The organism is Ralstonia sp. AU12-08 (genome assembly GCF_000442475.1).
Lineage (GTDB): Bacteria > Pseudomonadota > Gammaproteobacteria > Burkholderiales > Burkholderiaceae > Ralstonia > Ralstonia insidiosa.
Window position 1 is genome coordinate 195931 of record NZ_ASZV01000005.1, and the last position, 25314, is coordinate 221244.

The window sequence follows — 25314 nt, forward strand, 5'->3', positions numbered from 1 at the left end:
GTCCGATTCAGACGTTTGTTTTATTTTTAGTTCACTGATATTTCGCCGATATTTTTAATGATTTTGAAGGCGATATTGGATTCGTATTATTTTCCACAAATCGTTTGCGACCTCTCGCAAACCCTTATCAGCAAAGGACCAGGCGCAACCAATTGCGTATAACTAAGCACCAATTTACTTAGAGTGATCCCTCCAAAAACCACCGTTTTTTAATATTCTTTTCAATCTCAAAAAATGAACTCTTGTAATGTCGTTTCACCAACTGGATTGCGCATCCCACTTAGCCCGGCATTCCCCTCGCCGGGTATTTTTTTGTGGGCCTCAATTGACCGTACCTGCGACCGTGCGTCGCGACAATGCGGAGCCTCGTGTCAGTAGGAATGTGCGTAGACGCGCGGCGTAGTCTGCACTTACGGCATCGCGCACGGAGGGTCGAGCCGCCAGTGCGCGGCGCCATGCACCGACGTTCGGCAGGTCATCCAACACGCCAAACGTATCGATCGTGTCGAACACGTCGAAGTAGCGGAACACGGGTCCGAACACGGCATCGACCATGCAAAAGCGTGCGCCATCAAAGTAAGGGCCGTCGCCCAACTCGGCCTCCAGTTGCGTAAAGCGCCGACGCAGGTCTAGGGCACGCGCAGCAAGCGCTGCATCATCCGGCGCGTTATAGAACGCAGCAATGCCGTTCAGCACGGCGGAACCGAACTCCATCCATGCGCGATGCTGCGCGCGGGCCAGCGGCGCCTCGGGGTGCAGGCGTGGTGCTTCGGGCCGTGTCTGGGCTTCATCCAGGTATTCGCAGATGACGGCGGATTCGAAGATGGGCGTGTCACCCGCCAATAGCACGGGCGTCTTGCCCAGCGGCGAGATACGCAGAAACCAGTCGGGCTTGTCTGCGAGGTCGATGTCGCGACGCGTGAACGGCACGCCTTTCTCGTGCAGGACGATGGCGGCGCGCTGCACGTATGGGCACAGCGGATGGCTGATGAGGGTGAGTTGCAATGGCATGGGCGGCTCCAGAGTGTGGATGTCCAGTCGACTGTAGAGCCGCGCCCGCGCCGCGAGAATGCGCGACGCTGCAAAGCGTGCATGCGCCAGCGCAATGCTCAGCGGCGCGCGGTACCGTGCAGCCAGGCCACGGCGGCGCACACGAGCTGCACCATGCCCCCGCTCAGCATCGCCATGCGCAAGCCCGGCGTACCGCCACCGCACACGGCGTACACCGTACCCAGAATCGCCACACCCAGCGTCGCGCCACTCATGCGCGCCACGTTGACGAGCGCAGACGCCGTACCCGAACGCTCCGGCCCCACCGCACCCACCGCGGTATTCATCAACGGCCCGGTGGCAAAGCCCATGCCGAGCCCGGTCAGCGCCAGCCCGATCGCTGTCGGCACGATGGACGCGTCACCAGCAAACGCGCCCAGCGTGAGCAAACCCAGCGCGATGATGCCCACGCCACCGGCCATCGCCAACCGCGCGCCAAAGCGACGTACCACCACGCCCGAGGTGGGCGACACCACCATGAACACCACGGCCATCGGCATCAACGCAATGCCCGCGCCGGTCACACTGAAGCACCCGGTGCTTTGCCACATCAACGGCAGCAGGAAGAGCGCGCCGTACATGCCGAAGGTCATGCCTGCCGTCGCGACCACGGCGCCCCGGAAGTGCCGGATGCGGAAGAGATCCAGCGGCACCAGCGCGGCACTGCCATGACGCGCTTCAACATGGATGAACCACACAAGCGCACCGAGGGCCACCGCCAGCACGCAGACAGCCAAGCGCCAGTCCTGATGCGCTTCAATGGCGGCCAACGCCAAGCCGCCCAGCACGATGGCGCCCAGCACTTGCGCCAATGCATCGAAGCGGCGGCGCGTGGCATCCGACGATTCCGGCACTACGCGCAGGGCCAGCACCATGGCAGCCACGCTCACCGGCACCACGACCCAGAACACCGAACTCCAGCCGAAGTGCGTGACGAGCAATCCGCCCACCGTCGGGCCGATCGTCATGGCCAGGCCATTGCACGCGGCCCAGACACCCAGTGCGTGCCCGCGCTCGACCGGGTCACGCCACACCACTCGCAGGATCGCCAATGACGCCGGCAGCATCAGCGATGCCCCCAACCCAGCCAGCGCCCGCGCGCCAATCAACCAGTTGATCGAGGGCGCCAGCGCACACAGCACGGAAGCCACCGAAAACACCACCGCTCCCGACACGAACGCGCGCCGCCGTCCGTACAGATCGGCGAGCAGGCCACCGGTGAGCAGCAGCGTGGCGTAGGCGAGGTTATAAGCGTCGATCACCCACTGCAGCGGGCCAACCCCTGCATGAAAGAACTGGCCAATCGGGCGTACGGCCAGGTTGACCACCGCGGTGTCGATCTGCGCAACCAGCACGGCCATCGACAACACGCACAGCACCAGCCGTTTGCGCTGCACGGCGTTCGGGTGCACGTGCTGCAGCGTCATGCCATCCATCTTCGGGCTCCAAGGGATATCGAAACGATGGCCCCAGCGTAGTGCCGGCACCCCACACGACGTTTCGATGCGTGTCGAAGCATCGCGGCACGGGCGTCCCTAGAATGGGCACATGACGAGGAGTCCGACATGTCGCATCTGAACAGCTTTTCCGGCACGGCCTTCCTGATTGCCGACCCGGCACGGGCTGCCATGCTCACCGCGCTGCTCGACGGGCGCGCGCTACCAGCGGGCGAACTGGCGCATGCAGCAGGCATTACTGCGCAGACGGCCAGCACGCACCTGGCCAAACTGCTCGACGGCGGCCTGCTGGCGGTGGAAACGGAAGGGCGGCACCGGTATTTCCGGCTGGCCGGTGGGCACGTGGCGCAAGCGCTGGAGCACCTTGCCGCCATCACACCAGCAGCAGCCGTGCGGCGTACGGCACCCAGCCCCAAGGCGCGCGAACTGGGTTTTTGCCGGTGTTGCTACGACCATCTTGCCGGTCAGGTTGGCGTGGCCGTCACGCAAGCGCTGCGGTCACACGGCTATCTGCTCCCGATGCCCGACAAGCAATACGAGATCAGCACAGCGGGCGTGATCTGGTTTGGCAACATGGGGCTCGACGTGCGCGGCATCCGCCCAACCCGGCGCGGGCTGGCGCGGCAATGCCTGGATTGGACCGAACGCACGCATCACCTGGCCGGGCCGCTGGGTGTGCAGTTCCTGCATCGACTGTGTGACGCAGGCTGGATGCTGCGTTCGCGCAACTCACGCGCGGTGCTGGTCACGCCCAAGGGCTGGCAGGAGCTGCACCAGCGCCTGGGCGTGGATGAAGCGACGGTGCGTAGCGAGGCCGAGCACCGTCATCCATGACCCCGAGGTTCAGTGGCTCGCGAAGGCCAGCAGTTCCGGCAGGCGCGCCAGCAGCGCATCACGCGAGCGCAAGCCTCCCGATGTCGGCTCAACCTTGTTGTCCTGGATCAGGTTTGCAAACACGTAGGTCCGACTGTCGTCACCCGTGCCCTTCTTCGCCCAGCCGACAAACCAACCATAAGCGTGCGCCTGATCCCACGTGCCATCAGGCGACGTATTGCCGGGGCCCGGCCCAGCAGTGCCCGTTTTGCCCTGCACAGTCCAGCCACCCGGCACCGGCCAGGTCTGCACCGCGCGCTCGACCATCTCATACGTATGCGCAGACACCGGCAACTGGCGGTTGACAATCTTGCGCATGAAGCCCACCTGCTCCTCCGGCGAAATCTTCAGCGACGAGGTGATCCACGAGCGGTCCAGGCCGTTGTTCTTCCCCGGGTCGCCGCTCGCGTCCATGTTGCCGTAGTCGAATTTGCGCAGATACGCATGCAGCGTCTGCGCACCCATCGCATGCGTGATGCGCTGCGAATACCAGACCACGGAGTACTTGAGCCACAGCGTGGGGTCGATGGGCTGGTGCCAGGCCTCGCCACCCCAATCGGGGTCGCCAGCCTTCATGTGCTCGACGGGGGCGTGCTCGTCCCTCAGGAAACCGTGGTCGTAGCCCATCACGGCCAGCGCCAGCTTGAAGGTGGACGCGGGCGTGACGCGTTCGGCGCACTGGCCTTCGTGCAGAACAACCTTGCCGGTGGCGGCATCGGCAACGATCGTGCAGATCGTGCGCTCGGCATGGGCAAAGGTGGCAAGCGCGGCCAGCAGGGCGCCGGTCGCGGCGTGGCGGAGTTTCATCATCGATCAACCTCGAGAAGGGGAAAGAATGGACTGCGGAAAAGCGCGGCAGCGTAACAGCGGGGCCACCGTTTCATGGGCCGCCACACGCGTAACGGCTGTAACGCTCGCGCGCCTGGCGGGGCGGAATCCCCCTCTTCTCAAGAAAGGCTTGCAAATTTCGCGGGGGTCTGTAAAATGCGGCGCTCACCTAGCCCAGGTGGCGGAATTGGTAGACGCACTAGTTTCAGGTACTAGCGGGTAACTCCGTGGAGGTTCGAGTCCTCTCCTGGGCACCAAACACAGTCCTCAGCTGTTCGAGGACGACCAAAAACCCGCGTGGCGATAAGCCTCGCGGGTTTTTGCGTTTCTGGCGCCCAGCCAGCGCCTCGCAAACATCACCCTCCGTATGAAAATCGTCGTCGCCTCAGACATTCATGGCATCAACGCGTCGTTGCGGTCGTTGCTCGCAGTGCTTGGTGATCCCGTCATCCTATCGCCGTGGCCCGAAGACGGTTGCCCATTTGCGAGCGAAGAAGACGCTGTTCATGCATTCCACGCGAAGAACGGCCTGCGCTCGTATGCGCAAAAGATTGCCGATGTCGTTGAAGACCAACCCGCCTTTCTGATCGGATTCAGCGTGGGGGCGACAAGCCTATGGCATTACATCGCGAGCCAGCGATGCCACGTGCAAAGTCGAGCATTTCTGTACTACGGTTCCCGCATCCGCGACGCCGTCGGGTTGGCTCCTCGATGCCCGGCGACGGTCGTCTTTGCGGAGCATGAGCCGTCGTTTTCCCCTGCGTCTGTTGCCGCCTCGATTGCCCGCCCCGGCGTAGCGTGTTCTGTCATTGAAAACACGCATCATGGGTTCATGAATCCTTGCTCGCGGCACTACCGGCTCGATATTGCGGGCCGACAACTGGAGCTTCTGCGCAGCGCGACGGCAGAAGGGGCAACAACGCAAGTGACGGGCGGATAGCGGTGGCAATGAGCGCCTGAAGGGTAATCGTTTCGATGGGAATGGCAGTCAGAGCAGATGCTTGGCTTCTGGGAGACCGGTCGCTCGATGAATATCGGAATCGTCGTGGATGGCTTGGGCTTCTGCGTCCCCAACCACGCAAGGAGCACATTCCGATACGCGTGCGCGCCGGAATGGCACCAATGAATCAGGCAGAGGCCCACAGCAATGCGGGCCTTTTGCTTTTGGCGGGCCTGGATGCGTGACACGCCTCACCAGCCGTGGAACCGCCCCCACACCTCCACCCCGCCACGCGACGACACTGCGTGATACTCGGGAAACTGTGCGCCCGTTGCGCACGCATGGTTCGGCAGGATGCGCAGCTTCGTCCCGACCGGGAAACGCGCTGCAAGGTCGTCGCGAACCGAGCCATCGCTCGCAGCCAGGATGCCGTGCTCCTGGTTCGCGCCAATCAACGTGAGCCCGTCGAACGGCGTGCCATCGAGCGCGCAAGGCTGCCCGTAGCCGAAGTCATGCGACTGCTTGGCCGTACCACGGTCACGACTCATCGCCATCCAGCCCGCATCGACAATCACCCAGCCCTTGTCCGCCTGATGACCGATCACGGTGGTCAGCACACTCAGGGCAATCTCGTCGATCTTGCACACGCCCACGTTGTGCATGACCAGATCGAAGAACACGTAGACACCCGCGCGCACTTCGGTCACGCCTTCCAGATGCGCCGTCGCCAGCGCCGTCGGTGTGGAACCAACGCTGACTGCCGCACACGGCACGCCCGCCTCGCGCAAACGCTGCGCCGCGCGCGCACAGCCGGCGCGCTCCTGCTCGGCCAATGCGGCAAGGGCGGCTTGGTCGTTCAGGTCATAGCTGGACCCAGCGTGCGTCATCACACCACCCACCTCAATGCCGCCCGCCTGCAGGATGCGGCCGACTTCCAGCAGCGCATCCTGCTCGGGCGTGATGCCGGAGCGGTGGCCGTCGGTATCGACTTCGATCCACACCTCGCAGCGTTCGTCGTGCGTGCGGTAGTGGTCAACCACGGCGTGGGCGGCTTCTACGTTGTCCACCACGAGCTTCAGGTCGCAGCCCTGGCGGCGCAGCGCCATCGCGCGCGGCAACTTGGCGGCAACGATGCCCACGGCATACAGGATGTCGGTGATGCCGGCAGCAAAGAACGCCTCCGCCTCTTTCAACGTGGATACGGTGATGCCCTGCGCGCCGGCCGCCACCTGCGCGCGCACCACGTCGAGGCATTTGGTGGTCTTCACATGCGGGCGGAATGTCACGCCCATCGCGTTCATGCGCTGCTGCATGCGCGCGATGTTGTGCTGCATCCGCGGCAGGTCGATCAACGCAGCGGGCGTGTCGAGTGCATCTAGGCTGCTGGTGCTGGAGGTCATGGTTGCGCTCCTGATGCGGCAAAGCGGCTGGCCCAGGGCACGAGCCCATCCAGTGTTGGCGATTCAATTTCCGGCGGCTGCGCACCGTCTACCAGCGAGAGGCCGATGCAGTTGTGCCAGTAAGTGCGCAAACCCACCACTGCCGTGCCAAACATGTCGTAGCTGGACCCGGCAACGAATGCGGCATCAGCAGCCCCCACGCCAAGCTGCTCCAGCGCCATGCGATATGGTTTGGGGTCGGGCTTGTAGACACCCGCTTGTTCGGCGGTGATGACGACATCCCAGTCAACGGGCAACCGCGCTGCCGCCTGCCGGCCCAGCCGTTCCGAGCAGTTGGTCACGACGGCCAGCTTGCAGTGCGGTTGCAGTTGCTTCAGCGCTTGGGCAGCAACGCTCCAGGGTTCAAGCTGCAACCAGCCGGCTTCCAACGCATCAGGTGCCGAGGGCGGCAAACCGACGTTCTGTGCCGCCTCCCGCACCATCGCCTCATAGGGGACGTACACGCCGCAGCCGTACGTGAGCCGCAGATACTCCGCGCGCCACGTGCGGCCCGCATGCTGTGAGCCGGCTGCGCGATCCCACAATGCCCACGAATCCAGCAGCGCGGTCAGCAGGTCAAACAGGATGGCCTTGGGATAGCCCGGGGAAGACGTAGAGGAAGTCACGCTTGTCACCTGCAAATCGGCGTTGATTGATGCAACGGATTGTAGGCAGCGTCAGCCGGCTTGAGGTGAAGCCAGTTTGATTCAAAGATTCAGGACAGCTACATCATGCCCGCCATGGCGGCTGCGGTTTGAAGCGGCCCTGCAGGAACTGCATGAAGTGGCGCGTGCGCTGCGGCAGCCCCGCGCGGTTGTGCGTGAGCGCGATCACGTTAGCATCCGGCGCCTTCCAGCCCGGCAGCAGACGCACCAGCCGCCCAGCGCGCAGGTCATCCGCCACATCCCATTCGGAACGCAGGATCGCGCCGCGCCCCTCGCAAGCCCAGCGGCGGATCACATCGCCGTCATTGCAGATCAGCTTGGCTTGCACGCGCACACTGCGGCTCGTGCGACCCTTGCTGAAATGCCAGAGCGACACGTCCTCCTTGTTCTCGCGCAGCACGATGCAGGGCAGCGCGGCGAGATCGTCTGGCGTCTCAGGCATGCCGTGGCGCTTGATGAACGCAGGCGACGCACAAAGCAACCGCGCATTCGGCGCAATCGCGTAGCCCACGCGGTTGGACACCTGCAGCGCACCGATATGAACCACCACATCAAAGCGCTCAGCCGCTTCGGTCAACGGGGCATCGGAGAGCATCAGCTCGATGTCGACGTCTGGATGCTCCTGCTGGAAGTCACTGATGACGGGCGCGATGTAGCGCCGGCCGAAACCCAGCGGCGCGTTGACCTTGAGCGTACCCACCAGGCCACCCTGGCGCGTTTGCAGATCTTCCGACAATGCATCGAGCTGCCGGATCAACTCCGCGCCGCGCTCGCACAGCAGTGCGCCCTCTTGCGTAAAACGCAGGCTGCGCGCGGTGCGGTCAACAAGCCGCGCGCCCAGCTTCTTTTCCAACTGCTGCAGACGCTGCGACACCGCCGAGGGCGTCAGGCCCAACGCCCGCGCCGTGGCAACCAGGCTGCCGTTTTCCTGGATGGCCAGCAGGAAGCGCAGATCGGCGGAGTCGGTCATGGGTGCGCTTTACTTGCCGGCAAAGCGATCGGTGGCGGCGACGAGCTGGTCGAGGATGCCGGGTTCGCTCCATGCATGACCCGCCCCTTCGATCAGGTGGAAATCCGCGTCGGGCCACGCCTGGTGCAGCGCATAGGCGTAGCGCACCGGGCACGGCATGTCGTAGCGGCCGTGCACGATCACGCCAGGAATGCCGGCCAGCTTGTGCGCCTCACGCAGCAACTGCCCTTCTTCCAGCCAGCACTGGTGCGTGAAGTAGTGGTTCTCCAGCCGCGCGAAGGCCAGGGCGAAATGGTCATCGGCGTGCTTGGCGCTGTTGCTCGGGTCGGGCAGCAGGGTGATTGTCTCGCCTTCCCAGACGCTCCAGGCGCGGGCGGCTTCGATCTGCTTGGCGACGTCGTCGCCGGTGAGCACCTTGCGGTAGGCGGCGATCATGTTGCCGCGCTCCGCTTCGGGGATGGGCGCCTGAAAGCGTGCCCATTTCTCGGGGAACATCTCCGACACGCCAAATTGGTAGTACCAGCGCAGCTCGGCCTGCGAGACGGTGTACACGCCGCGCAGCACCAGTTCGCTCACGCGCTCGGGATGCTTCTGCGCATAGGCCAGTGCCAGCGTCGAACCCCAGGAGCCGCCGAACACAAGCCAGCGCTCGGCGCCGGCAATGGCTCGCAGGCGCTCGATGTCATCCACGAGGTGCCAGGTGGTGTTGGCCTCCAGCCCCGCATGGGGCGTGGAGCGCCCGCAGCCGCGCTGGTCGAACAGCATCACGTCATAGCGTGCCGGGTCAAACAGGCGGCGGTGGTCGGCCGAGATGCCGCCACCCGGGCCGCCGTGCAGGAACACCGCCGGCTTGGCACCGGGCGTACCGACACGCTCGTAGTAGATGGTGTGGCCGTCGCCCACATCGAGCATGCCGGTTTCATACGGTTCGATGGGCGGATACAGCGTGCGCAGTGCAGACATGGTCGGTCCTGTCGAAAGGTTGGCGCTTGGGTTGCCGATGAATAGGCCGATTCTACAGAGGGGATCTTGCTTGCACATATTTTTGAACGACGTATAAAATTGTTCATCGTTAAAAATTAGGGGACCCCCATGTCGACCACCCCGATCCCCATCGAAGCCGGCCGCCGCGAACGCAAGCGCACCCAGACGCTCGATCACCTGGCCGCCACCGCCTTCGCCCTGTTTGAACAGCACGGCTACGAGGCGGTGACGATGGAGCAGATTGCCGAGCAGGCCGATGTGTCCAAGGGCACGCTGTACAACCACTTTCCGGTCAAAGAGGCGCTGCTGGCGCACCAGTTTCACGCCGAGCTGGCGGCAGGTGGCGCGCAACTGCGGCCGCTGATCGAGGCGCAAACGGGTTTTACCGGGCGCCTGTCGGTGCTGCTTTCCGCCTCGGCCGACTGGTGCAACGCGCGTCGCCCGTACCTCGCGCCCTACTTCCGCTACCGCTTCGCCAGCGCAGACCTGGCCGCACGCGGCCGCGATGCCGACAAGCGCAGCGGGTTCGAAGCCATCTTCGCGGCACTCATCGATGCAGGCCAACGCTCGGGCGAACTCGACACGCGACTCGACGCAGAGCACCTGGCCGGGCTGTTCGAATACCTCTACCTGGGCACGTTGATGCGCTGGCTGGCCCACCCGGAGATGGATCTGCAAGAAGGCTTCTCAGCCGCCATCGACCTGTTTTTGCACGGCATCGGCAACAAGGAGGCGTGATGGACACCTCTGTGCTGGATTGGTCGGCCGCAGCGGCGGCGGGTGCAGCGGTAGCGGGTGGCAAGGGCTGGCAACTCGGTCGGCTGGCGATACTGGGCGTGCCCGTGCCCGAGGGCTTTGTGCTGAGCGCCGAAGCCAGCAGTGGGCGTGCGCAGGGCGATGCGGTGCCGGACCCCGTGCTGGCCGCGATCACGCAGGCGCTGACTGCGCGCGGCTGGCTGAATGCCCCGTTGGCCGTGCGTTCCTCAGCGCCACAGGAGGATTCTGCGCAACGCTCGTTCGCGGGCATCCACGAGACGCGCCTGAACGTGATCGGCCCGCAGGCGCTGGCGGAAGCGGTGCAGGCCGTATGGGATTCCGCATACGCGCCACAGGCGGTGGCGTACCGCGAGCGCTTCAACATCGACACCGCAGATCTGGCGATGGCCGTGGTCATCATGCCCATGCTGCCGGCGGTGGCTGCGGGCATCGCCTTTACGTGCGACCCACTGGGCGGGCGAGATGACCAGATCGTCATCAACGCGCATTGGGGCCTGGGCGAAGCGCTGGTGGGCGGACAGGCCGATGGCGACACGTTCAAGCTGGAGTCGTCTCCGCAAGACGACACACTGCGCGTGCTCGAACGCCAAATCGGCAAGAAGGCCCGCATGACGCAAGCGCTGGCCGAAGGCGGCACAGCACTCGTCGACACCACCGCAGAAGATGCTCGCCGCGCCGTACTGAACGATGCGCAGCTCATCGCGCTGGCAGCACTGGCGCGCGACACCGCATGCGCGCTCGATTTTGCGCAGCCGCGCTATGACATCGAATGGGTCTGGGACGGCCAGCGCTTCTGGATCGTACAGGCGCGCCCCATCACCACGCGTGGCCGCCACACCTACGCTGCACTCCAAACGCAACCGCGCTTCTGGACGCGCGGCAACACGCGCGAGATGTTTCCCGGGCCGCTGTCGCCCATCGACTGGGCGCTCTACCGCCACGCGGCCAACCGCATGCTGACGCTCACCTACGCGCTGGTCGACTATCCGCTGGTGCCGGGGCTGGACCGTGCCGCGCTGTTCCACGGCCGGGTGTACCTCGATGTCTCGCTGATGCAGTGGGAAGCGTTCGATGCGTTCGGCATCGCACCGGATGCCATCAACCGCATGCTGGGCGGCACGCAGCCGGAGATTGTGGTGCCGCCGGTCACATGGTCACAGCGCCTGGCACGGGGTGGACGCCTGGTGCGCTATCTACTGAGTGCCGGTGCCACGCGCCGCCATGCGCAAAGCGACCTCAACCGTGCGCGCAAGGAGGCCGCGCAATGGCGCGAAGGCGCGTGGCCTGAAGATGCGGCAGAACTGGCCGTGTGCCTGCGCGAACGCTTCGCCACCGCGCGCCGCGCTGATAGCCTGTTCTTCCTGCAAGGCTCAGCAGGCGGCTCGGTCTCGGGGCTGGTCGACATCATCGAGAAACAGCGCCCCGCAGAGGGCCATGCACTCGCCGCAGCGCTCATGGCCGGCGCCGAACCCAGCGTGACCGCGCAGCAAAGCTATGACCTGATGGCGCTGGCGCAGACGGCCGCAACCGATGCAGAGGCGTTGACCTGGCTACGGAGCACCACACGCATCGGCACGCAATGGGCGCAGCAACTGCCCGCACACAGTCCGTTCCGCCAGCAGTTCAAGGCATTTCTAGAGCGCAACGGCCACCGCGCAATCGAAGAGAGCTACTTCCGCAACCCACGCTGGCGCGAGCAGCCGGACTATCTGCTCGACCTCGTTGTTGGCCTGATCGGCAGTGATGCGCAGGCGGTGCGGCAACGGCAGCAGGCGGCGTCTGCGCAAGCTTGGCAACGCCTGCCATTCTGGCTACGGCCAGTCGTGCGGGCGATGCTCAAGAGCGCCGTGCGCGACAGCAACCAGCGTGAAGCCGCACGTAGTGCGCTGGTGGCCTACGTAGAGGTGCTACGTGCTGGCCTGCTGAAACTGGCGGGCAAGCTGGGCGGCCAGGGAGGCGAAGAGGGGCTCGATACGCCGGAAGACATCTTCAACCTGACGCTGGATGAATGCGTGCGTGCGGGCAACGGCACGCTGCCGCTGCGCTTTGCTGCACAGCGTGCGCGCGAGCGCCGGCAGCAGTTGGCGCATTGGGCCGCCGAGCAGGAGCCAGACGTCATCACCGAACAAGGTGAAGCCCCTGCCACAGCCATCGCACCGAGCGCATCCACCGATGATCACTGGACTGGCACCGCCGTCGGCGCGGGCACGGCACAGGGCCAAGCCCGGCTGGTGGACAACGCCGCCGCCGGCACTGCGCTGCAAACCGGCGACGTGCTGGTCGCCCCGAGCACCGACCCGGCCTGGACGCCCCTGTTCCTGAAGGCCAGCGCGCTCGTAATGGAAACCGGCGGTTACCTGTCACACGGTGCCATCGTGGCGCGCGAATTCGGTATCCCGGCGGTGGTGAACGTGCCGGGCATCCGCGCACGGTTGAAAGATGGCGAGACGATCCGCGTGGACGGCAACACCGGCACGATCAGCAGAGTGTCGGTGTGATCACATCAATGTGGCGATGAGGCGACACGAACAGGCAAGAATTGCTGCGGCGCAATATTCCGACTAAAATTAGGGTAATCCCTAGGTTATCGCTCAGAAGGAATCATCATGGAAGCCGCCGCTCTCAACGCCGCCCCAACCTCCCGCTTCGCCCGTTTCTGGCAAGTCCTGCGCCGTGAAGCCAAGCGCGCCATCGCGCTGCACGTGGAAAGCTGCGGCATGATGGCCGAGTTGTATCGCCGCTCGGGCCGCTAAGCCCGTTTGCGCTTTTGCGTCGCACCATCCTCCGGGTGTGACACAGGCATCTCAGCTCAGGTCTCGCTCCACTGCCGCATCAGGTTGTGATACACGCCAATCAGCGTGCGGCGCGCGGTGGCATCCGCATCAGTCTGGTTGAGGGTCTGGATCGCGTTGTCCAGGTCGAACAGCATGGCGCGCTGGGTGTCATCGCGAATCAGGCTTTGGATCCAGAAGAAGCTCGCCACGCGCACGCCGCGTGTGATGGGCGTGACTTGGTGCAGGCTCGTTGCCGGATAGATCACCAGGTCCCCAGCATTGAGCTTGATGCTGTGCATGCCGTAGGTGTCTTCGATCTGCAGCTCGCCGCCGTCGTAGCTGGCCGGGTCTGACAGAAACAGCGTGGCCGAGATGTCGGTACGCAGCTTGGCGCCGTTGTGTGGGTGGATGCGTACGCTGCCATCGACATGCGCGCCGAAGGTCATGCCCTCGCCGTAGCGGTTGAACATCGGCGGGTACACCACGTTCGGCAACGCCGCGCTGATGAAGCGCGGGTGCCGCTCCAGCACGCTCAGGATGAGCTGCTGGCACTGCAGCGCCACTTCGGCGCGCTCATCAATCTGCTGGTTGAGCTTGACCGGCGCCCCCGAATAGCCGGCCGACACGCGGCCATCCACCCAGGCATCGCCCGCGTTGTCGAGCAGCTCGCGCAGCGCAGCCACCTGCGCGGCGTTGAAGACGTTGGGAATACAGACAAGCATGGTGTGGAACGTGCAAAACAAAAGGGGGACGTGCCCGAGGGCCCATCCCCCAAGCCATTACATGCGATACACGACCGACAGCATCGCCGCGCGGCCGGTACCCGGCACGGCGCGACCGCCATCGGACGGAATCAGCGCATCGTAATACGTCTTGTTGAACAGATTGAACACGTTCAGGCGCACGTCGTACTTGGGCTGGTGGTAGGCCAGCATCGCATCCCAGCGCACGAAGCCGCCTACCTGCACGGTGTCGGTGTTGTTGGCGTAGCGCTGCGACATGTAGAACGCGCCCGCACCCACCTCCCAGTTCGGCATGAAGGTGTAGCTCGTCCACACCGTGGCGGCATGCTTGGGCGTGTTGGCTGGCGCCATGCCCTGCGTGCCCGCGGCGATACCGTTGACGATCTCCGCATCCAGGTACGTATAGCCCGCGAAGATCTGCAGCTTGTCGGTCACGTGGCCCGTGGCACCCAGGCGCGCGCCGCGCACTCGGATCTTGCCGGCCGAGGTGTACGTCGTGCTGTCGATTTGCGTGCGCGCGTTGTCCTTGGTGATCTGGAACACCGCCGACGACACCGACAAGTCACCATTGAGCAGATCCCACTTGCCGCCGGCTTCGTACGACTTGTTCTTCTCCGGGTCTAGACCCTGTTGGCCCGTGGTGCCCACCAGCTGCTCCAAGGACGGGTTGAACGACGTGCCGTACGACACGTAGTACGACTGCCAATCCGTCGGCTGCCAGATGCCGCCCAGGCGCGTGCTGACAAAGTTCACCGTCTGCTGCGCATACGGCAGCGCGGTGATCTTGGCCGACGCCGGCGTGTTGGCCGCATTCAGCGAGTTCGAAATGCTGGCGATGTAGCGGTCATAGCGCAGGCCCGCCACCGCTTTCCACTGCTTGGTGAACTCGATCGAATCGTTGAAGTACGCGGCCACCGTGTTGGCCGAGCCGCCCTGCACATTGCCCAGCACGGACGGCGCATTCGACGGCGAGTTCGTATAGCTCGGGCTGACCAGCGGCTCGCACGACACAAACCCGCTCGTCATGCTCGACTGCGCCAGCGGCGTGCCGTTGCATGAACCGTTGCGGTAATAGTTCTGGTTGTCGTAACCGTCGTGGCCGAACTCCGTGCCCACCAGCAGCGTGTGCTTGATTGAACCCGTATCGAACTTGGCCGTCAGCTCGGTCTGATTGAACAGCGCGTAGTCACGGATGCGGCGGTCGTGGCTTTGCAGGCGCACCGACAGCGCAGACAGCGGCAGGTTGCTGTTGGTCAGCGCCGTAAACACACCCGACGAGTTGACCGTACCCACTGCGTTGGGCGCCGTCTCGCGCGCATCGGTCTGCACGTAGTTGAACTGCGTCTGGTTGCGCAGCCGCAGGTTGGGCGAGAACTTGTGGTCGATGTTGGCCGAGAACGCGGCCACGTCCTGCGTGGTGCGGTCGTCCGTAAAGCCGTAGTACGTCTTCGGATCCACGTTGACCGGGTGGCCATTGAGGTTCGGCACGCCGTAGTCGGGCATGTCGCGGTTGTGCTGCAGCAGCGCGGAGATGGTCACTTCGGTGGGCGTGCCGATGCCGAAGCGCCACGACGGCGCAATGCCGAAGTCCTGCGCGGTCATCTCGTCGCGGGTGCTGGTCTTGCCGTTCTGCGCCATGGCGGCCACGCGGAAGGCCGACGTATCGGACGTCGGCGTGTTGACGTCCACCGTGGTGCGCACCAGGCCATTGGTGGTGACCGAACCGGTGATTTCCGTGGCGGCCTTCAGCGACGGCTTCTTCGTCACCTGGTTGATGACGCCGCCGGTCGAACCGCGCCCGAACAGCATCGACGACGGGCCCATCAGCACTTCCACTGAATCGAGCGCGAACAAGTCTCGGTAGTACTGGCCGCGATCGCGGAAGCCATCCAGGTAGATGTCGGTACGCGCCGAAAAGCCGTTCAGGTTGATGTTGTTGCCGATCTGCCCACCCTCGGCCGCGCCGATGGTGATGCCCGGCACGTTGCGCAGCGCATCGGCCAGCGAGCTGGCGCCCTGTGCATCGGTCAGCGCCTTGGGCACCACCGTCACCGATTGCGGAATATCCCGCAGGTTCTCGGGCAGCTTGGAGATCGAGCTTTTGGCAGCGTTGTAGTCGTCACGCGCGGCAGTGGCCTTGACCACGGCTTCAGGCAGCGTGGCGGTGGCAGTCGCAGCGCTGGTGGCAACAACAGGGGTGGATGCAGCTTGCTGAGCGAGTGCGACGGTGGGCGTGGCAAACAGCGCCAACAGCGCGCTGGCGAGTGGGCTGGGGCGATTCGGGCGATTCATCTGGGTGGTTTCTCCGGGCGGCGCCCTTCCTTCTGGATGCCGGCCGCTGCGGAACGCCCTCCTGCGCCCGTGCCGCCGTGCACAAGAGCGCACTACGAAATTCGGACGCAAATATAAATGATAATGATTCGCAACAGCAATCACTTATCATAGATCGCTTGGAAAGTCGTTAAAAACGCACACCAAAAAGCGATCTTGGATTCTCTTTTCCTTGGCATCGGCTGACAAAGCACAGCTTGTCGCCACGCGAGATCCGCAGCCCGGGGCGCTAGGCAAAGCCGGGCAGGGACTGCAGATGTGCGTCCAGCTGCGCCAGGAATGCGCGCGTCTTTGCGGGGATCGGCTTTCCGCTCAGCTTCCTGATGATGCGGGCGCATGGCCACAAGCGCGGCACGGCATCCAACAAGGAGGGTGCGGACTCGCCAGCGCCGGGTGTAACCGGCTGAGCGTACCTATTTCTGCGTAGCTTCTGGAGGCACGGAAGACGCGGGTGACGACGGGCTTTGTGCGTTATCCGCATCTTCGCGCGCCTCTTTTTTGTTTTGCGCCAGCGCCCGCGCATAGACAGACGGCGCGCCCGCCGCATGCGCAGTCACATAGCCGGTGATGCACGCCAGCATGAGTGGCAGCACCACCTGATACGACAGTGTCATCTCGAAAATCATCAGGATCGACATGAGCGGCGCGTGCGTCGTGGCGGCCAGCAGCGCGCCCATTCCAACCACCGCATAGCTGATCGGAACCGGCGCTGCGCCCGGCAGCAACGCGTGCATGCCGGTGCCATACAACAACCCCAGCGCCGCGCCGCAAAACAGCGTGGGCGTGAACACCCCGCCCACCGCGCCTGACCCAGCGCTGGCCGCCGTCGCCACCACCTTGCAGATCAGCACCAGCGCCACGGTCTGCCACAGCCACGGCTGGTGCAGGAAGCTGTTGACCACGCTGTAGCCATTGCCCCAGACCTCAGGCAACTTGGTCGACAGTGCACCCACGATCAACCCGCCCAGCGCCAACCGCAACGTCAACGGCAACTGGGTACGGGCAAAGGCATCACGTGCGCGGTCAATCAGCCCCAGCAGCAGCGGCCCCGCCATGCCCGCAGCCAGGCCGAGCCCCAGATAGGTCAGCACTTCCCAACCGGACACGAAATCGAAATGCGGCATCTCGTAGACCGCGCCGTACCCGAAGAACTGGCGCAACACGATGTCCGCAGTCACGGCCGACACCAGCAGCGGCCCGAGCGTGGCCGTGGTGATGACGCCGAAGACGATCTCGCTCACAAACACAGCGCCCGAGATGGGCGCGTTGTAGGCGGAGGTAATGCCTGCTGCCGCCCCGCACGCAACCAGCAGACGCAGTTGCTCGACCGAGACCGGTCTGATGTGCCCAAACCCGCGCCGCAGCGCGCGCCCCAGCAGCGAGCCACACATCGCCGCCAGTTGCACCATCGGCCCTTCGCGCCCGATGGACGCGCCGCTGGCCACCGAGCACAGCGACGACGCACTGCGTACCAAGCTCTGCCGCGCGCTCAACACACCGTCGCCCACGGCGATGGCTTCCATATAGTCTTCCGAGCCCTTGCGCGGAATCCATTTCAGCCCGATCTGCAGCGTGAGCCCAGCCAGCACGCCGCCAATGGCCGGCACCAGCAGGCGCGCCCACCACGGCAGCGCGCGGGCCGTGGCCACCAGCCCCTGGTCCGTGCCGGAGAGCCACCACTGCAACTGGCGCAAACACTCGCGAAACAGGATCGTCGACAAGGCGCCCGCACAGCCGATCACAGCGGCATAGACGAACACCAGATGCTCGCTGCCGAACGGCAACCGCGCGACCACGCGCTGCCACCACGCAGGGCGCGTTGATGGGGTGGGCGATGGTGTCGGTGTATCCGGAATGTGGGTCATGACGGCCCCGTGAACGGCAGGCCATCATGATAGCGGGCGCACTGCGCTGGGATTACGTCGGCGTGCTCACGGCCCCATCAACAAACCACGCTTCCGGCAAGCCCGCCACGCGCCGGTTCGGGCTCCATGCAATAACGCGCGCCTCGACCAGGTTTTCCAGCACAAATGGATCGCGCGCCACGATGGCATCGATCTCCTCGCGCGACGCAGCGCGCGCCAGGATGCCGCCGCCTTCGCGAGGGAAGAACGGTCCGGACATCAGGAAGTGCCCGCTCGCGTAGTGCGCGTCCAGGTGCTGGCGGTGGGCAGGCAGCACGCGGTCCATCTCGGACAACGGTGCGCGGTAGGTGAAAAGAATCAGGTACAGCATGGGGAGACTCCTTGTGCGTGATGCGTGATGCGTGAAGTGGGATGAAAAGACGCGACGCGAGACACCACCACCGTGCCGAGTGCCTCGCAGAAACGGGTACGGTGTGCGCCGCAGAAATGGGTACGCTCAGGGCCGCAGCAGCAATGCGCCCGTAGTTTGGCCGGCCTCCAGCGCCGCGTGCGCGGTGGCCGCCTCTTCCAACGCATAGGTACCACCCACCGGCACACGCGCCCCTTCGAGCATGCGTTGCAACGCAGCCTGTGCACCGGCGCGGTAGCGCGAGAGATCCGCCATGTAGCGGAACACACCCGGCCGTGCCAGCGCGATCGAACGCGATGGCCCTAGCTCAGAGAGGTCGACATTGTTCGTTTGCGTATTGCCGACGTCGCTCGCCTGGCCGATGCTCGCCACCATGCCGAATGGCCGCGTCACCGCCAAGGACGTTTGCAGCATCGCGCCGCCCACACCGTCAATGACGTAGTCGACGCCTTCACCATCAGTTAGTCGCAGCACGGCTTCGCGCACATCCTGTTGGCGGTACAGCACCACGTGGTCTGCGCCATGGCCAAGCACGGTGGCCGCCTTGGCTTCGCTGCTGACCGTACCAATCACGCGTGCACCCACGCGCTTGGCCCACTGCACCAGCAGCAGGCCCAGGCCACCGGCTGCCGCATGCACGAGTACCGTGTCGCCAGCCTGTACCCGGCGTACCCGGGACAGCAGCATGTGTGCGGTGATGCCGCGCAACAGCGTGGCTGCGACAGTCTCGTCGTCCAGCGCATCCGGCAGCGCGATCGCGCGCTCCGCAGGAATGTTGCGATGGCTTGCATAACCGCCGGGCGCGCCGTCCATCAGTCCAGCCCAGGCCACACGCTGGCCCACCACAAAGCCGCGCACGTCCGATCCCAGTGCTTCCACCACCCCAACGCCCTCCACCCCCAGCACGGCCGGAAACGCCGGCACCGGGTACAGCCCGGCGCGGTGATACACATCCACAAAGTTCACGCCAATGGCGGTGTGGCGCACCGTCAACGCGTTGGGTGCGGGCGGCGGCAGCATCAGGCTGGCGGGCTGCAAACCCAATGTTGATGCGGGTTCACGGAGTTGAATGACCTTGGCATGCATGGCAAATGTCCTCGCAGAAATGGGTACGCTTTTCAGTTTTTTGATGGTGTGTACCGTCACCATCACGTTGTGAAACAAGCGTATTCCGTTCAGAATCACCCGGGAATTTGTAAAAACTGACCATCTTCTGTGCAAAAAAGCTCAGATCGACCTAAGCGAACGCTGACGAGCGCCGCGGCGGCCGAACCTTCTTCTTCCTTGCAGTGGGATGACGTGCGCTACTTCCTTGTGTTGGCGCGCGAGGGCAGCCTGTCGGCCGCGGCACGTCGGTTGGCGGTGGAGCACACCACGGTGGCGCGGCGTGCCGATGCACTGGAGCAATCGCTGGGCGTGCGGTTGTTCGACCGCCTGCCGCGCGGCTGGCGCCTGACCACCGAAGGCACCGTACTGGCCGAGCGCGCAGAACGGATGGAGCAGGAGGCCGCCGGCTTCGCCCGCGCAGCGGCGGGTGCAGGTAGCCTGCGCGGGACGGTACGCATCTCGGCGCCGCCCACCATTGCGAGCCACTTCATCGCACCGCACTTGGCCGCGCTGCACCGCCAGTGGCCCGGTATCAGCCTGGTGCTGCTGGGCGAGACGCGCAACGCCAACCTGATGGCGCACGAGGCCGATCTCGCCATCCGGCTGTCGCGCCCCACCGCATCCACGCTGGCCACGCGGCCGCTGGGCGATCTCGGCTACGGCCTGTACGCAACGCCGGAAGTCCTCGCGCAACCTGAAGCGGAGTGGGAGTTCATCGGCTACGACGAGCGCCTGCGCCACGTGCCGCAGCAACGCTGGCTGGACGCGTACGCGGGCGAGCGCCGCGTAATCCTGCGCTGCAGCGATCTGGCGGCAATCCACCAGGCAGCGCTGGCGGGATTGGGTGTGGCAGCGCTTCCGCACTTCCTGGGCGCGCCCGCAGAAACGGGTACGCTTTTGCGCCGATTGCCGATCGACGACCCCGCACTACACCGGGAAATCTGGTTGGCGATCCACCCGGACGTGCGTCGATCACCGCGCGTACGAGCTGTGGCCGATGCACTGATCGCGCTATTCGACGCGCAGCGATACGTTTTGGCAGGAAATTGAGCGTACGCAGAAATGGGTACGCTTTTGGGGAAGCGCACGCAGAAATGGGTACGCTTTGAGATAAAAAACCGGCGCCAGGAGGTGGCGCCGGTTGTCATTTACGCACTCAACCGCCCAGATAGGCTTCGAGCACGCGCGGATTGCCCAGCAGGTTTTTACCGCTGTCGGCCAGCACGATCTGGCCGGTCTCCAGCACATAGCCATGCTGCGCAATCTTCAGCGCCTGCCGCACGTTCTGCTCCACCAGGAAGATCGTCAGCCCTTCGGCGTTGATGGTGCGCAGGATGCGGAAGATCTCCTGCACGATGATCGGCGCCAGGCCCATCGACGGTTCGTCCAGCAGCAGCACACGCGGGCGGGCCATCAACGCACGACCGATGGCGAGCATCTGCTGCTCGCCGCCCGACAGGTTGCCGGCCAGGCCGTCGATGCGCTCCTTCAAACGCGGGAACAGGTGAAACACACGCTCCAGGTCGGAGGCGATCTGGCTGCGGTCCTTGCGGGTGTACGCGCCCAGCTCCAGGTTCTCGCGCACCGTCATCGTGGTCAGCGTGGCGCGACCCTCGGCCACCTGCACGAGGCCGCGCTGCACGCGCTTGTGAGGCGACCACTGCGAGACGTCTTCCCCCTCGAACAGGATCTGGCCACGCACCTCGCCCTGCGACTTCGGGATCAGCCCCGACAGCGCCAGCAGCGTGGTCGACTTGCCCGCGCCGTTGGCGCCCACCAGCGAGGTGATCTCGCCGGCCTTGAGCGCAAAGTCGATGCCCTTGACGGCTGCGATGTGCCCATACGACACGTCCAGCCCTTTGACTTCCAGCAGCGTCGTCATGCCGTTGCCTCTTCAGCTTCGTCATCATCGCGACCAAGATACGCCTCGATGACTTGCGGGTTGTTGCGGATCGCGTCCGGTGGCCCTTCGGCGATGATGCGGCCGAAGTTCAGCACGGCAATGCGCTCACACAGGCCCATCACGAAGCGCATGTCGTGCTCGATCATGAAGATCGTGTAGCCGCGCGCCTTGATGTTCTCGATCTCGGCCATCAGGTCGACCTTCTCGCCCGTGTTCATGCCGGCGACGGGCTCGTCGAGCAGCAGCAGCTTGGGTTCGGTGGCCAGTGCGCGTGCGAGTTCGAGCTTGCGCTGATCGCCGTACGAGAGGTTGTCGGCAATGTCGTGTGCCTTGTGGTCGAGCTTGACCCACGAGAGCAACTCCAGCGCGCGGTCGCGCGCGCGGCGCTCGGCAGCGCGGTACTTCGGTAGCGACAGCAGCAGCCCCGGTGCGCCGTAATCCAGATGCCGGTGCATGCCCACCACCACGTTCTCCAGCAGCGTCATCTCCTTGAAGATGCGGATGTTCTGGAACGTGCGCGCGATGCCCATCTGCGTGATCTGGTGCGGCTTCTTGCCGACGAGGTTGTCGCCGTTGAACGTGAGCGAACCGCCCGTGGGCGCCAGCAGCCCGGTGATCAGGTTAAACACCGTCGTCTTGCCGGCGCCGTTCGGGCCGATCAAACCGAAGATGCTGCCTTGGGGCACCTCGATGTTGACGTCCTGCAGCACCGACAGGCCGCCGAAGCGCTTGGAAATGGATGCGAGTTTCAGCATGGTGGCCTCCTCAGTGCGATTCGTTGGAAGCCGCAGCGCTAGGCATGATGCCGCCGCGCTTGATGCCAAACCAGCGCGCAAAACGCGCCGGGTCCCAGATGCCCTTGGGCAGGAACAGCACGATCACCATCAGAATCACGCCGTTCACAACCAGGCGGAAATCCTTGAACGCGCGCAGCAGTTCCGGCAGCAGCGAGAGGATCAAAGAGCCCAGCACCGGGCCGGTCAGGCCATTGGTGCCGCCCAGGATCGTCATCGTGAGGATTTCCACACCGCGGTCGAAGCCGAATTCGTTCGGGCCAATGAAGAACGTCAGGTGCGCGTTCAATGCACCCGCCAGACCGGCGATGGCCGCACCCAGCACAAATGCCAGCAGCTTGGTACCCGCCACGTTGATGCCCATCAGGCCGGCAGCGGTTTCGTCTTCCTTGATGGCCTCGAATGCGCGGCCCACTTTCGAGCGACGCATGCGCGCCAGCACGAACAGTGTCAGCAACACGGCCAGCGCCACGTGCCACCACTGCGTGAGCTGCGGAATGCCGTTCAGGCCCAGCGCGCCACCAGTCCAGTCCTCGGTGTTCAGGATCAGCACGCGCACCACTTCACCAAAGCCTAGTGTGGCCATGGCGAGGTACACGCCCGACAGCCGCAGCACCGGCACACCGATGACGAGCGCCACCACAGCCGGTGCCGCCATGCCGCCAGCCAGCGCCACTGAAAACGGCATCTCGGCATTCATCGTCAGCAACGACGCGGTGTACGCGCCGATGCCCATGAACGCGGCATTCGCCATGGCAAGCAAGCCACACGACAGCGTGAGATAGATGGACAGCGCCAGCAGCGCATTGATGCCAAGCGTCAGCACCAGGTTGCTGTAGACCGACCAGAAGTTGTCGAACCATTCCATGTCGGTCTCCTTATGCCTTGCGTTCCAGCACCTTGCCGAACAGCCCTTGCGGCCGCACCAGCAGGATCAGGAACAGCAGACCGAACGCCACCGCATCGCGCATGGTCGAGCCGATGTAGGCCACCGACAGCACCTCGGCAAACCCCAGGAACAGCCCACCCAGCATCGCGCCGCGAATATCGCCCAGGCCACCCAGGATGATGACCGCGATGCCCTTGTGCAGCATCGGCTGGCCCATCAGCGGGAACACGGCGTTGGAGTACAAGCCGATCAGCACGCCCGACAGCCCGCCCAGCGCAGCTGCGGCAAACGAGGTCAGCAAGAAGAGCCCTTCCACGTTGATGCCGAGCAGCGCAGCGGCTTTCGGCGATTCCGCGATCGCGCGCAGCGCGCGGCCCAGTTGCGTACGCTTGAGCAACAACATGAGCGCCGCCATCAGCACGAACGACAGCACGATGATGCTCAGCTCCAGCGGGGTCAGGTGGATGCCGCCCAGCTCCAGCGAGGCATCCGACACGAGCCCGGACGGAAAGCGCATGTTCTCCGCGCCGAACACACCCTGCATGGCGTTGTTGATGGCGATGCCCGCGCCGATGGTCGCGATCATCGGGATCAGGTGAGGCGCGTTGCGGCGGCGCAGCGGGCGCAGCAGTAGCACATCGATGATGAGCCCGGCCACGCCGCTCACGACAAAGCCGACGGCCAGGGCCGCCCAGAGCGGCAGTTCAAAATGGTTCACGACCTGCAGCGCCGCATAGGCACCGAGCATGAAGACCGCGCCGTGCGACAGGTTGATCACGCCCAGGATGCCGAAAACCAGCGTGAATCCCAGGGCAAACAACGCATACACGCAGCCGAGCGACAGCGCATTGACGAGTTGCTGTTCCAGCATGATGAGTCAGGATAAGAGTGTGGCCGATGTCACCAAAGCGGCCACAAAAAAAGCGATGGGGCGTAGGTTTAGCTACGCCCCGCGGTTCGGTTCAAAGCCAACCGAAGATTACTTCTCGATCGTGTACTTGCCGTTCTTGGTCACGCTCACGATCGGCGTCTGCACAGCGTCGTAGCCGGCCGGCTTGCCGCGTGCCGTGACCTGGCGGAACGCAAACGCGCCGGTTGCACCGGTGTGCTTGACTGCCGGCAGTGCATCGCGGATGGCCTTGCGATCGGCTTCCAGGTTGCCGCTGAACTTGACCGCCTTCAGTGCCTTGGATGCGATGTACAGGGCGTCATACGCCTGCGCTGCAAACTGGTCCGGCGCAGCCTTGTACTTGGACGTGTAGGCGGTGATGAACTTGCTGTTCTCGGCCGTGTGGTTCTCGATCGACCACGGGCTGCCCACCCACAGGTTGTCGGACTTGTCCTTGGCCAGGTCGAACACCTTGACCGAGTTCATGCCGTTGCCGCCGATGAAGGGCACGTTCAGACCGAGCTGGCGCGCCTGCACCATGATCGGACCACCTTCGGCAATCAGTGCCGACAGCACGATCGCATCCGGGTTCGTCGCCTTGATCTTGGTGAGCTGGGCCTTGAAGTCCACGTCGCCCTTGGCAAAGGTCTCGGTGGTCGTCACCGGAATCTTCAGGTCTTCGAGCGCCTTCTTGAAGTTGTCGTAGCCGCTCTTGGTGAAGACATCGTCGTTGCCGTACAGCACGGCCACCTTCTTCACGCCGGCCTTCTTCACCACGGTCTGGATCGTGGCCGGCAGCACGTCGGCTTCGGTCACGGAGTTGCGGAAGACGTAGTCACCAATGCTGGTGATGCCGTCTGCCGTGTTGGAGGTGCCAAACGCCACCGTCTTGGCAGCCTGTGCAATCGGGTCAGCCGCCTGGGCCGAGTTGGACAGCGTGGGGCCAAACACCATCGCCACCTTGTCCTGGAAGATCAGCTTCTTGAAGACGTTGATGGCCTCTTCCTTCTTGCCCTGCTCGTCTTCGATCACCAGTGCGATCTTGCTGCCGTTGATGCCACCGGCGGCGTTGATCTCGTCAGCCGCCAGCTGGAAGCCGTTGCGGATGGCCACGCCGTACTGGGCTGCACCGCCCGACAACGCTTCAGCCACGCCGATCTTGATGTCCTGGGCTGCCGATGCCGCGCCCGTTGCGATTGCCGCCCCCGCAGCCACTGCCGTCAACAGCAGCCGTTTGATCATTTTTTGCATGCGAACCTGCTCCTTTTTGTCCGTCGCGATTGCCGATGGCAATTTTCGGTCTTTAAGAGTGCGCTGGCCCAACACCGTCGCTCCCCGCATGCGCCCTGCATCGCGTCCGGTCGCGTGTCTGTCCGGCTCATTGGCAAAGTTCGCGCCACGAAAACAAAAGCAACGTTGGCGAAACAGCGGAAGACCTGCCGTGCGAGCGATGCCGGATCAGGCACGCGCGCATCGAAGTGCGTCGGAGTGTGAAGCGAAGGCGCCATGGGTACAGCGCTCTTGTGCAACGCGCCGGGGTGGCCGGCGCGCGCAGTCAGTCGCGGGACTTTACCGGAAAGCGTACGACCGTGCGATAGGGGATTGTCCGCCGCCCGGCCTGGGGGGC

The 25314-nt window shown here is 64.4% G+C and carries 23 protein-coding genes and 1 tRNA gene; 7 read left to right on the forward strand and 17 right to left on the reverse strand.

Annotated elements, in window-relative coordinates:
- Positions 1–321 precede the first annotated feature (321 nt).
- Positions 322–1011 carry a glutathione S-transferase family protein gene (locus tag C404_RS33845; RefSeq protein ID WP_031328806.1) on the reverse strand — a complete coding sequence of 230 codons (690 nt, stop codon included), beginning with the start codon at positions 1009–1011 and terminating at the stop codon, positions 322–324.
- A 98-nt stretch (positions 1012–1109) separates the two neighbouring features.
- The gene (locus tag C404_RS33850) at positions 1110–2477 is read right to left on the reverse strand and encodes an MFS transporter (protein ID WP_049285943.1); all 1368 of its coding nucleotides are present in this window, start codon (positions 2475–2477) and stop codon (positions 1110–1112) included.
- Positions 2478–2615: 138 nt separating this feature from the next.
- On the opposite strand from C404_RS33850, the gene C404_RS33855 reads away from it, so the two are divergent.
- Positions 2616–3341: an ArsR/SmtB family transcription factor gene (locus C404_RS33855; RefSeq protein ID WP_021193139.1), complete on the forward strand. Its 726-nt coding sequence runs from the start codon at positions 2616–2618 to the stop codon at positions 3339–3341.
- A gap of 9 nt (positions 3342–3350) precedes the next feature.
- Here C404_RS33855 and blaOXA read toward each other — a convergent pair whose 3' ends face one another.
- On the reverse strand, positions 3351–4190 hold the full coding sequence (gene blaOXA, locus C404_RS33860) for an OXA-22 family class D beta-lactamase (protein ID WP_031328807.1): 840 nt from the start codon (positions 4188–4190) through the stop codon (positions 3351–3353).
- Between the two features lie 190 nt (positions 4191–4380).
- Here blaOXA and C404_RS33865 point away from each other — a divergent pair.
- Positions 4381–4465 (forward strand) — tRNA-Leu (locus C404_RS33865).
- 110 nt (positions 4466–4575) lie between these two features.
- Positions 4576–5148 (forward strand): hypothetical protein, encoded by a 573-nt coding sequence (locus C404_RS33870; protein ID WP_021193141.1) that lies wholly within the window; start codon positions 4576–4578, stop codon positions 5146–5148.
- Positions 5149–5399: 251 nt separating this feature from the next.
- Here the strand turns inward: C404_RS33870 and C404_RS33875 are convergent, their stop codons facing one another.
- From C404_RS33875 to pip, 4 genes are all read right to left on the reverse strand, one after another.
- Positions 5400–6548, reverse strand: a complete 1149-nt coding sequence (locus tag C404_RS33875; RefSeq protein WP_021193142.1) for a DSD1 family PLP-dependent enzyme — start codon at positions 6546–6548, stop codon at positions 5400–5402.
- A complete protein-coding gene (locus C404_RS33880; protein ID WP_031328809.1) occupies positions 6545–7222 on the reverse strand; it encodes an HAD-IA family hydrolase in 678 nt (225 codons plus the stop codon). The genes C404_RS33875 and C404_RS33880 overlap by 4 nt, the downstream gene beginning before the upstream one ends.
- Before the next feature lie 94 nt (positions 7223–7316).
- Positions 7317–8222 (reverse strand): LysR family transcriptional regulator, encoded by a 906-nt coding sequence (locus C404_RS33885; RefSeq protein WP_021193144.1) that lies wholly within the window; start codon positions 8220–8222, stop codon positions 7317–7319.
- Between the two features lie 9 nt (positions 8223–8231).
- Complete coding sequence (gene pip / locus C404_RS33890; RefSeq protein WP_021193145.1) at positions 8232–9185, reverse strand: prolyl aminopeptidase; 954 nt, start codon at positions 9183–9185, stop codon at positions 8232–8234.
- A gap of 129 nt (positions 9186–9314) precedes the next feature.
- Between pip and C404_RS33895 the strand changes: the two genes are divergently transcribed.
- The 3 genes from C404_RS33895 to C404_RS60390 all read left to right on the forward strand — a co-directional run bounded on the left by C404_RS33895 (position 9315) and on the right by C404_RS60390 (position 12736).
- Entirely contained in the window at positions 9315–9944 is a 630-nt protein-coding gene (locus C404_RS33895) for a TetR/AcrR family transcriptional regulator (RefSeq protein WP_021193146.1), read from the forward strand.
- On the forward strand, positions 9944–12481 hold the full coding sequence (locus C404_RS33900) for a PEP/pyruvate-binding domain-containing protein (protein ID WP_021193147.1): 2538 nt from the start codon (positions 9944–9946) through the stop codon (positions 12479–12481). The genes C404_RS33895 and C404_RS33900 overlap by 1 nt, the downstream gene beginning before the upstream one ends.
- A gap of 108 nt (positions 12482–12589) precedes the next feature.
- Positions 12590–12736: a hypothetical protein gene (locus tag C404_RS60390; RefSeq protein WP_021193148.1), complete on the forward strand. Its 147-nt coding sequence runs from the start codon at positions 12590–12592 to the stop codon at positions 12734–12736.
- Between the two features lie 56 nt (positions 12737–12792).
- On the opposite strand, the gene C404_RS33905 is transcribed toward C404_RS60390, so the two are convergent.
- From C404_RS33905 to C404_RS33925, 5 genes are all read right to left on the reverse strand, one after another.
- Positions 12793–13479 (reverse strand): Fe2+-dependent dioxygenase, encoded by a 687-nt coding sequence (locus C404_RS33905; RefSeq protein WP_021193149.1) that lies wholly within the window; start codon positions 13477–13479, stop codon positions 12793–12795.
- Between the two features lie 57 nt (positions 13480–13536).
- Positions 13537–15792: a TonB-dependent receptor gene (locus C404_RS33910; RefSeq protein ID WP_021193150.1), complete on the reverse strand. Its 2256-nt coding sequence runs from the start codon at positions 15790–15792 to the stop codon at positions 13537–13539.
- 452 nt (positions 15793–16244) lie between these two features.
- Positions 16245–17687, reverse strand: coding sequence for a ClcB-like voltage-gated chloride channel protein (locus tag C404_RS33915; protein ID WP_049285451.1), 1443 nt, complete (start codon positions 17685–17687; stop codon positions 16245–16247).
- Between the two features lie 61 nt (positions 17688–17748).
- On the reverse strand, positions 17749–18066 hold the full coding sequence (locus C404_RS33920; RefSeq protein WP_021193153.1) for a YciI family protein: 318 nt from the start codon (positions 18064–18066) through the stop codon (positions 17749–17751).
- Between the two features lie 126 nt (positions 18067–18192).
- Positions 18193–19191, reverse strand: coding sequence for a quinone oxidoreductase family protein (locus tag C404_RS33925; protein ID WP_031328811.1), 999 nt, complete (start codon positions 19189–19191; stop codon positions 18193–18195).
- Between the two features lie 198 nt (positions 19192–19389).
- Between C404_RS33925 and C404_RS33930 the strand changes: the two genes are divergently transcribed.
- Positions 19390–20262 (forward strand): LysR family transcriptional regulator, encoded by an 873-nt coding sequence (locus tag C404_RS33930; RefSeq protein ID WP_021193155.1) that lies wholly within the window; start codon positions 19390–19392, stop codon positions 20260–20262.
- A 106-nt stretch (positions 20263–20368) separates the two neighbouring features.
- On the opposite strand, the gene C404_RS33935 is transcribed toward C404_RS33930, so the two are convergent.
- The 5 genes from C404_RS33935 to C404_RS33955 all read right to left on the reverse strand — a co-directional run bounded on the left by C404_RS33935 (position 20369) and on the right by C404_RS33955 (position 24938).
- Positions 20369–21094: an ABC transporter ATP-binding protein gene (locus C404_RS33935; RefSeq protein ID WP_021193156.1), complete on the reverse strand. Its 726-nt coding sequence runs from the start codon at positions 21092–21094 to the stop codon at positions 20369–20371.
- Positions 21091–21870, reverse strand: coding sequence for an ABC transporter ATP-binding protein (locus C404_RS33940; RefSeq protein WP_021193157.1), 780 nt, complete (start codon positions 21868–21870; stop codon positions 21091–21093). The genes C404_RS33935 and C404_RS33940 overlap by 4 nt, the downstream gene beginning before the upstream one ends.
- A gap of 10 nt (positions 21871–21880) precedes the next feature.
- Complete coding sequence (locus C404_RS33945; RefSeq protein WP_021193158.1) at positions 21881–22777, reverse strand: branched-chain amino acid ABC transporter permease; 897 nt, start codon at positions 22775–22777, stop codon at positions 21881–21883.
- A 10-nt stretch (positions 22778–22787) separates the two neighbouring features.
- The gene (locus tag C404_RS33950; RefSeq protein ID WP_021193159.1) at positions 22788–23669 is read right to left on the reverse strand and encodes a branched-chain amino acid ABC transporter permease; all 882 of its coding nucleotides are present in this window, start codon (positions 23667–23669) and stop codon (positions 22788–22790) included.
- Positions 23670–23777: 108 nt separating this feature from the next.
- Entirely contained in the window at positions 23778–24938 is a 1161-nt protein-coding gene (locus tag C404_RS33955) for an ABC transporter substrate-binding protein (protein ID WP_021193160.1), read from the reverse strand.
- Positions 24939–25314 lie beyond the last annotated feature (376 nt).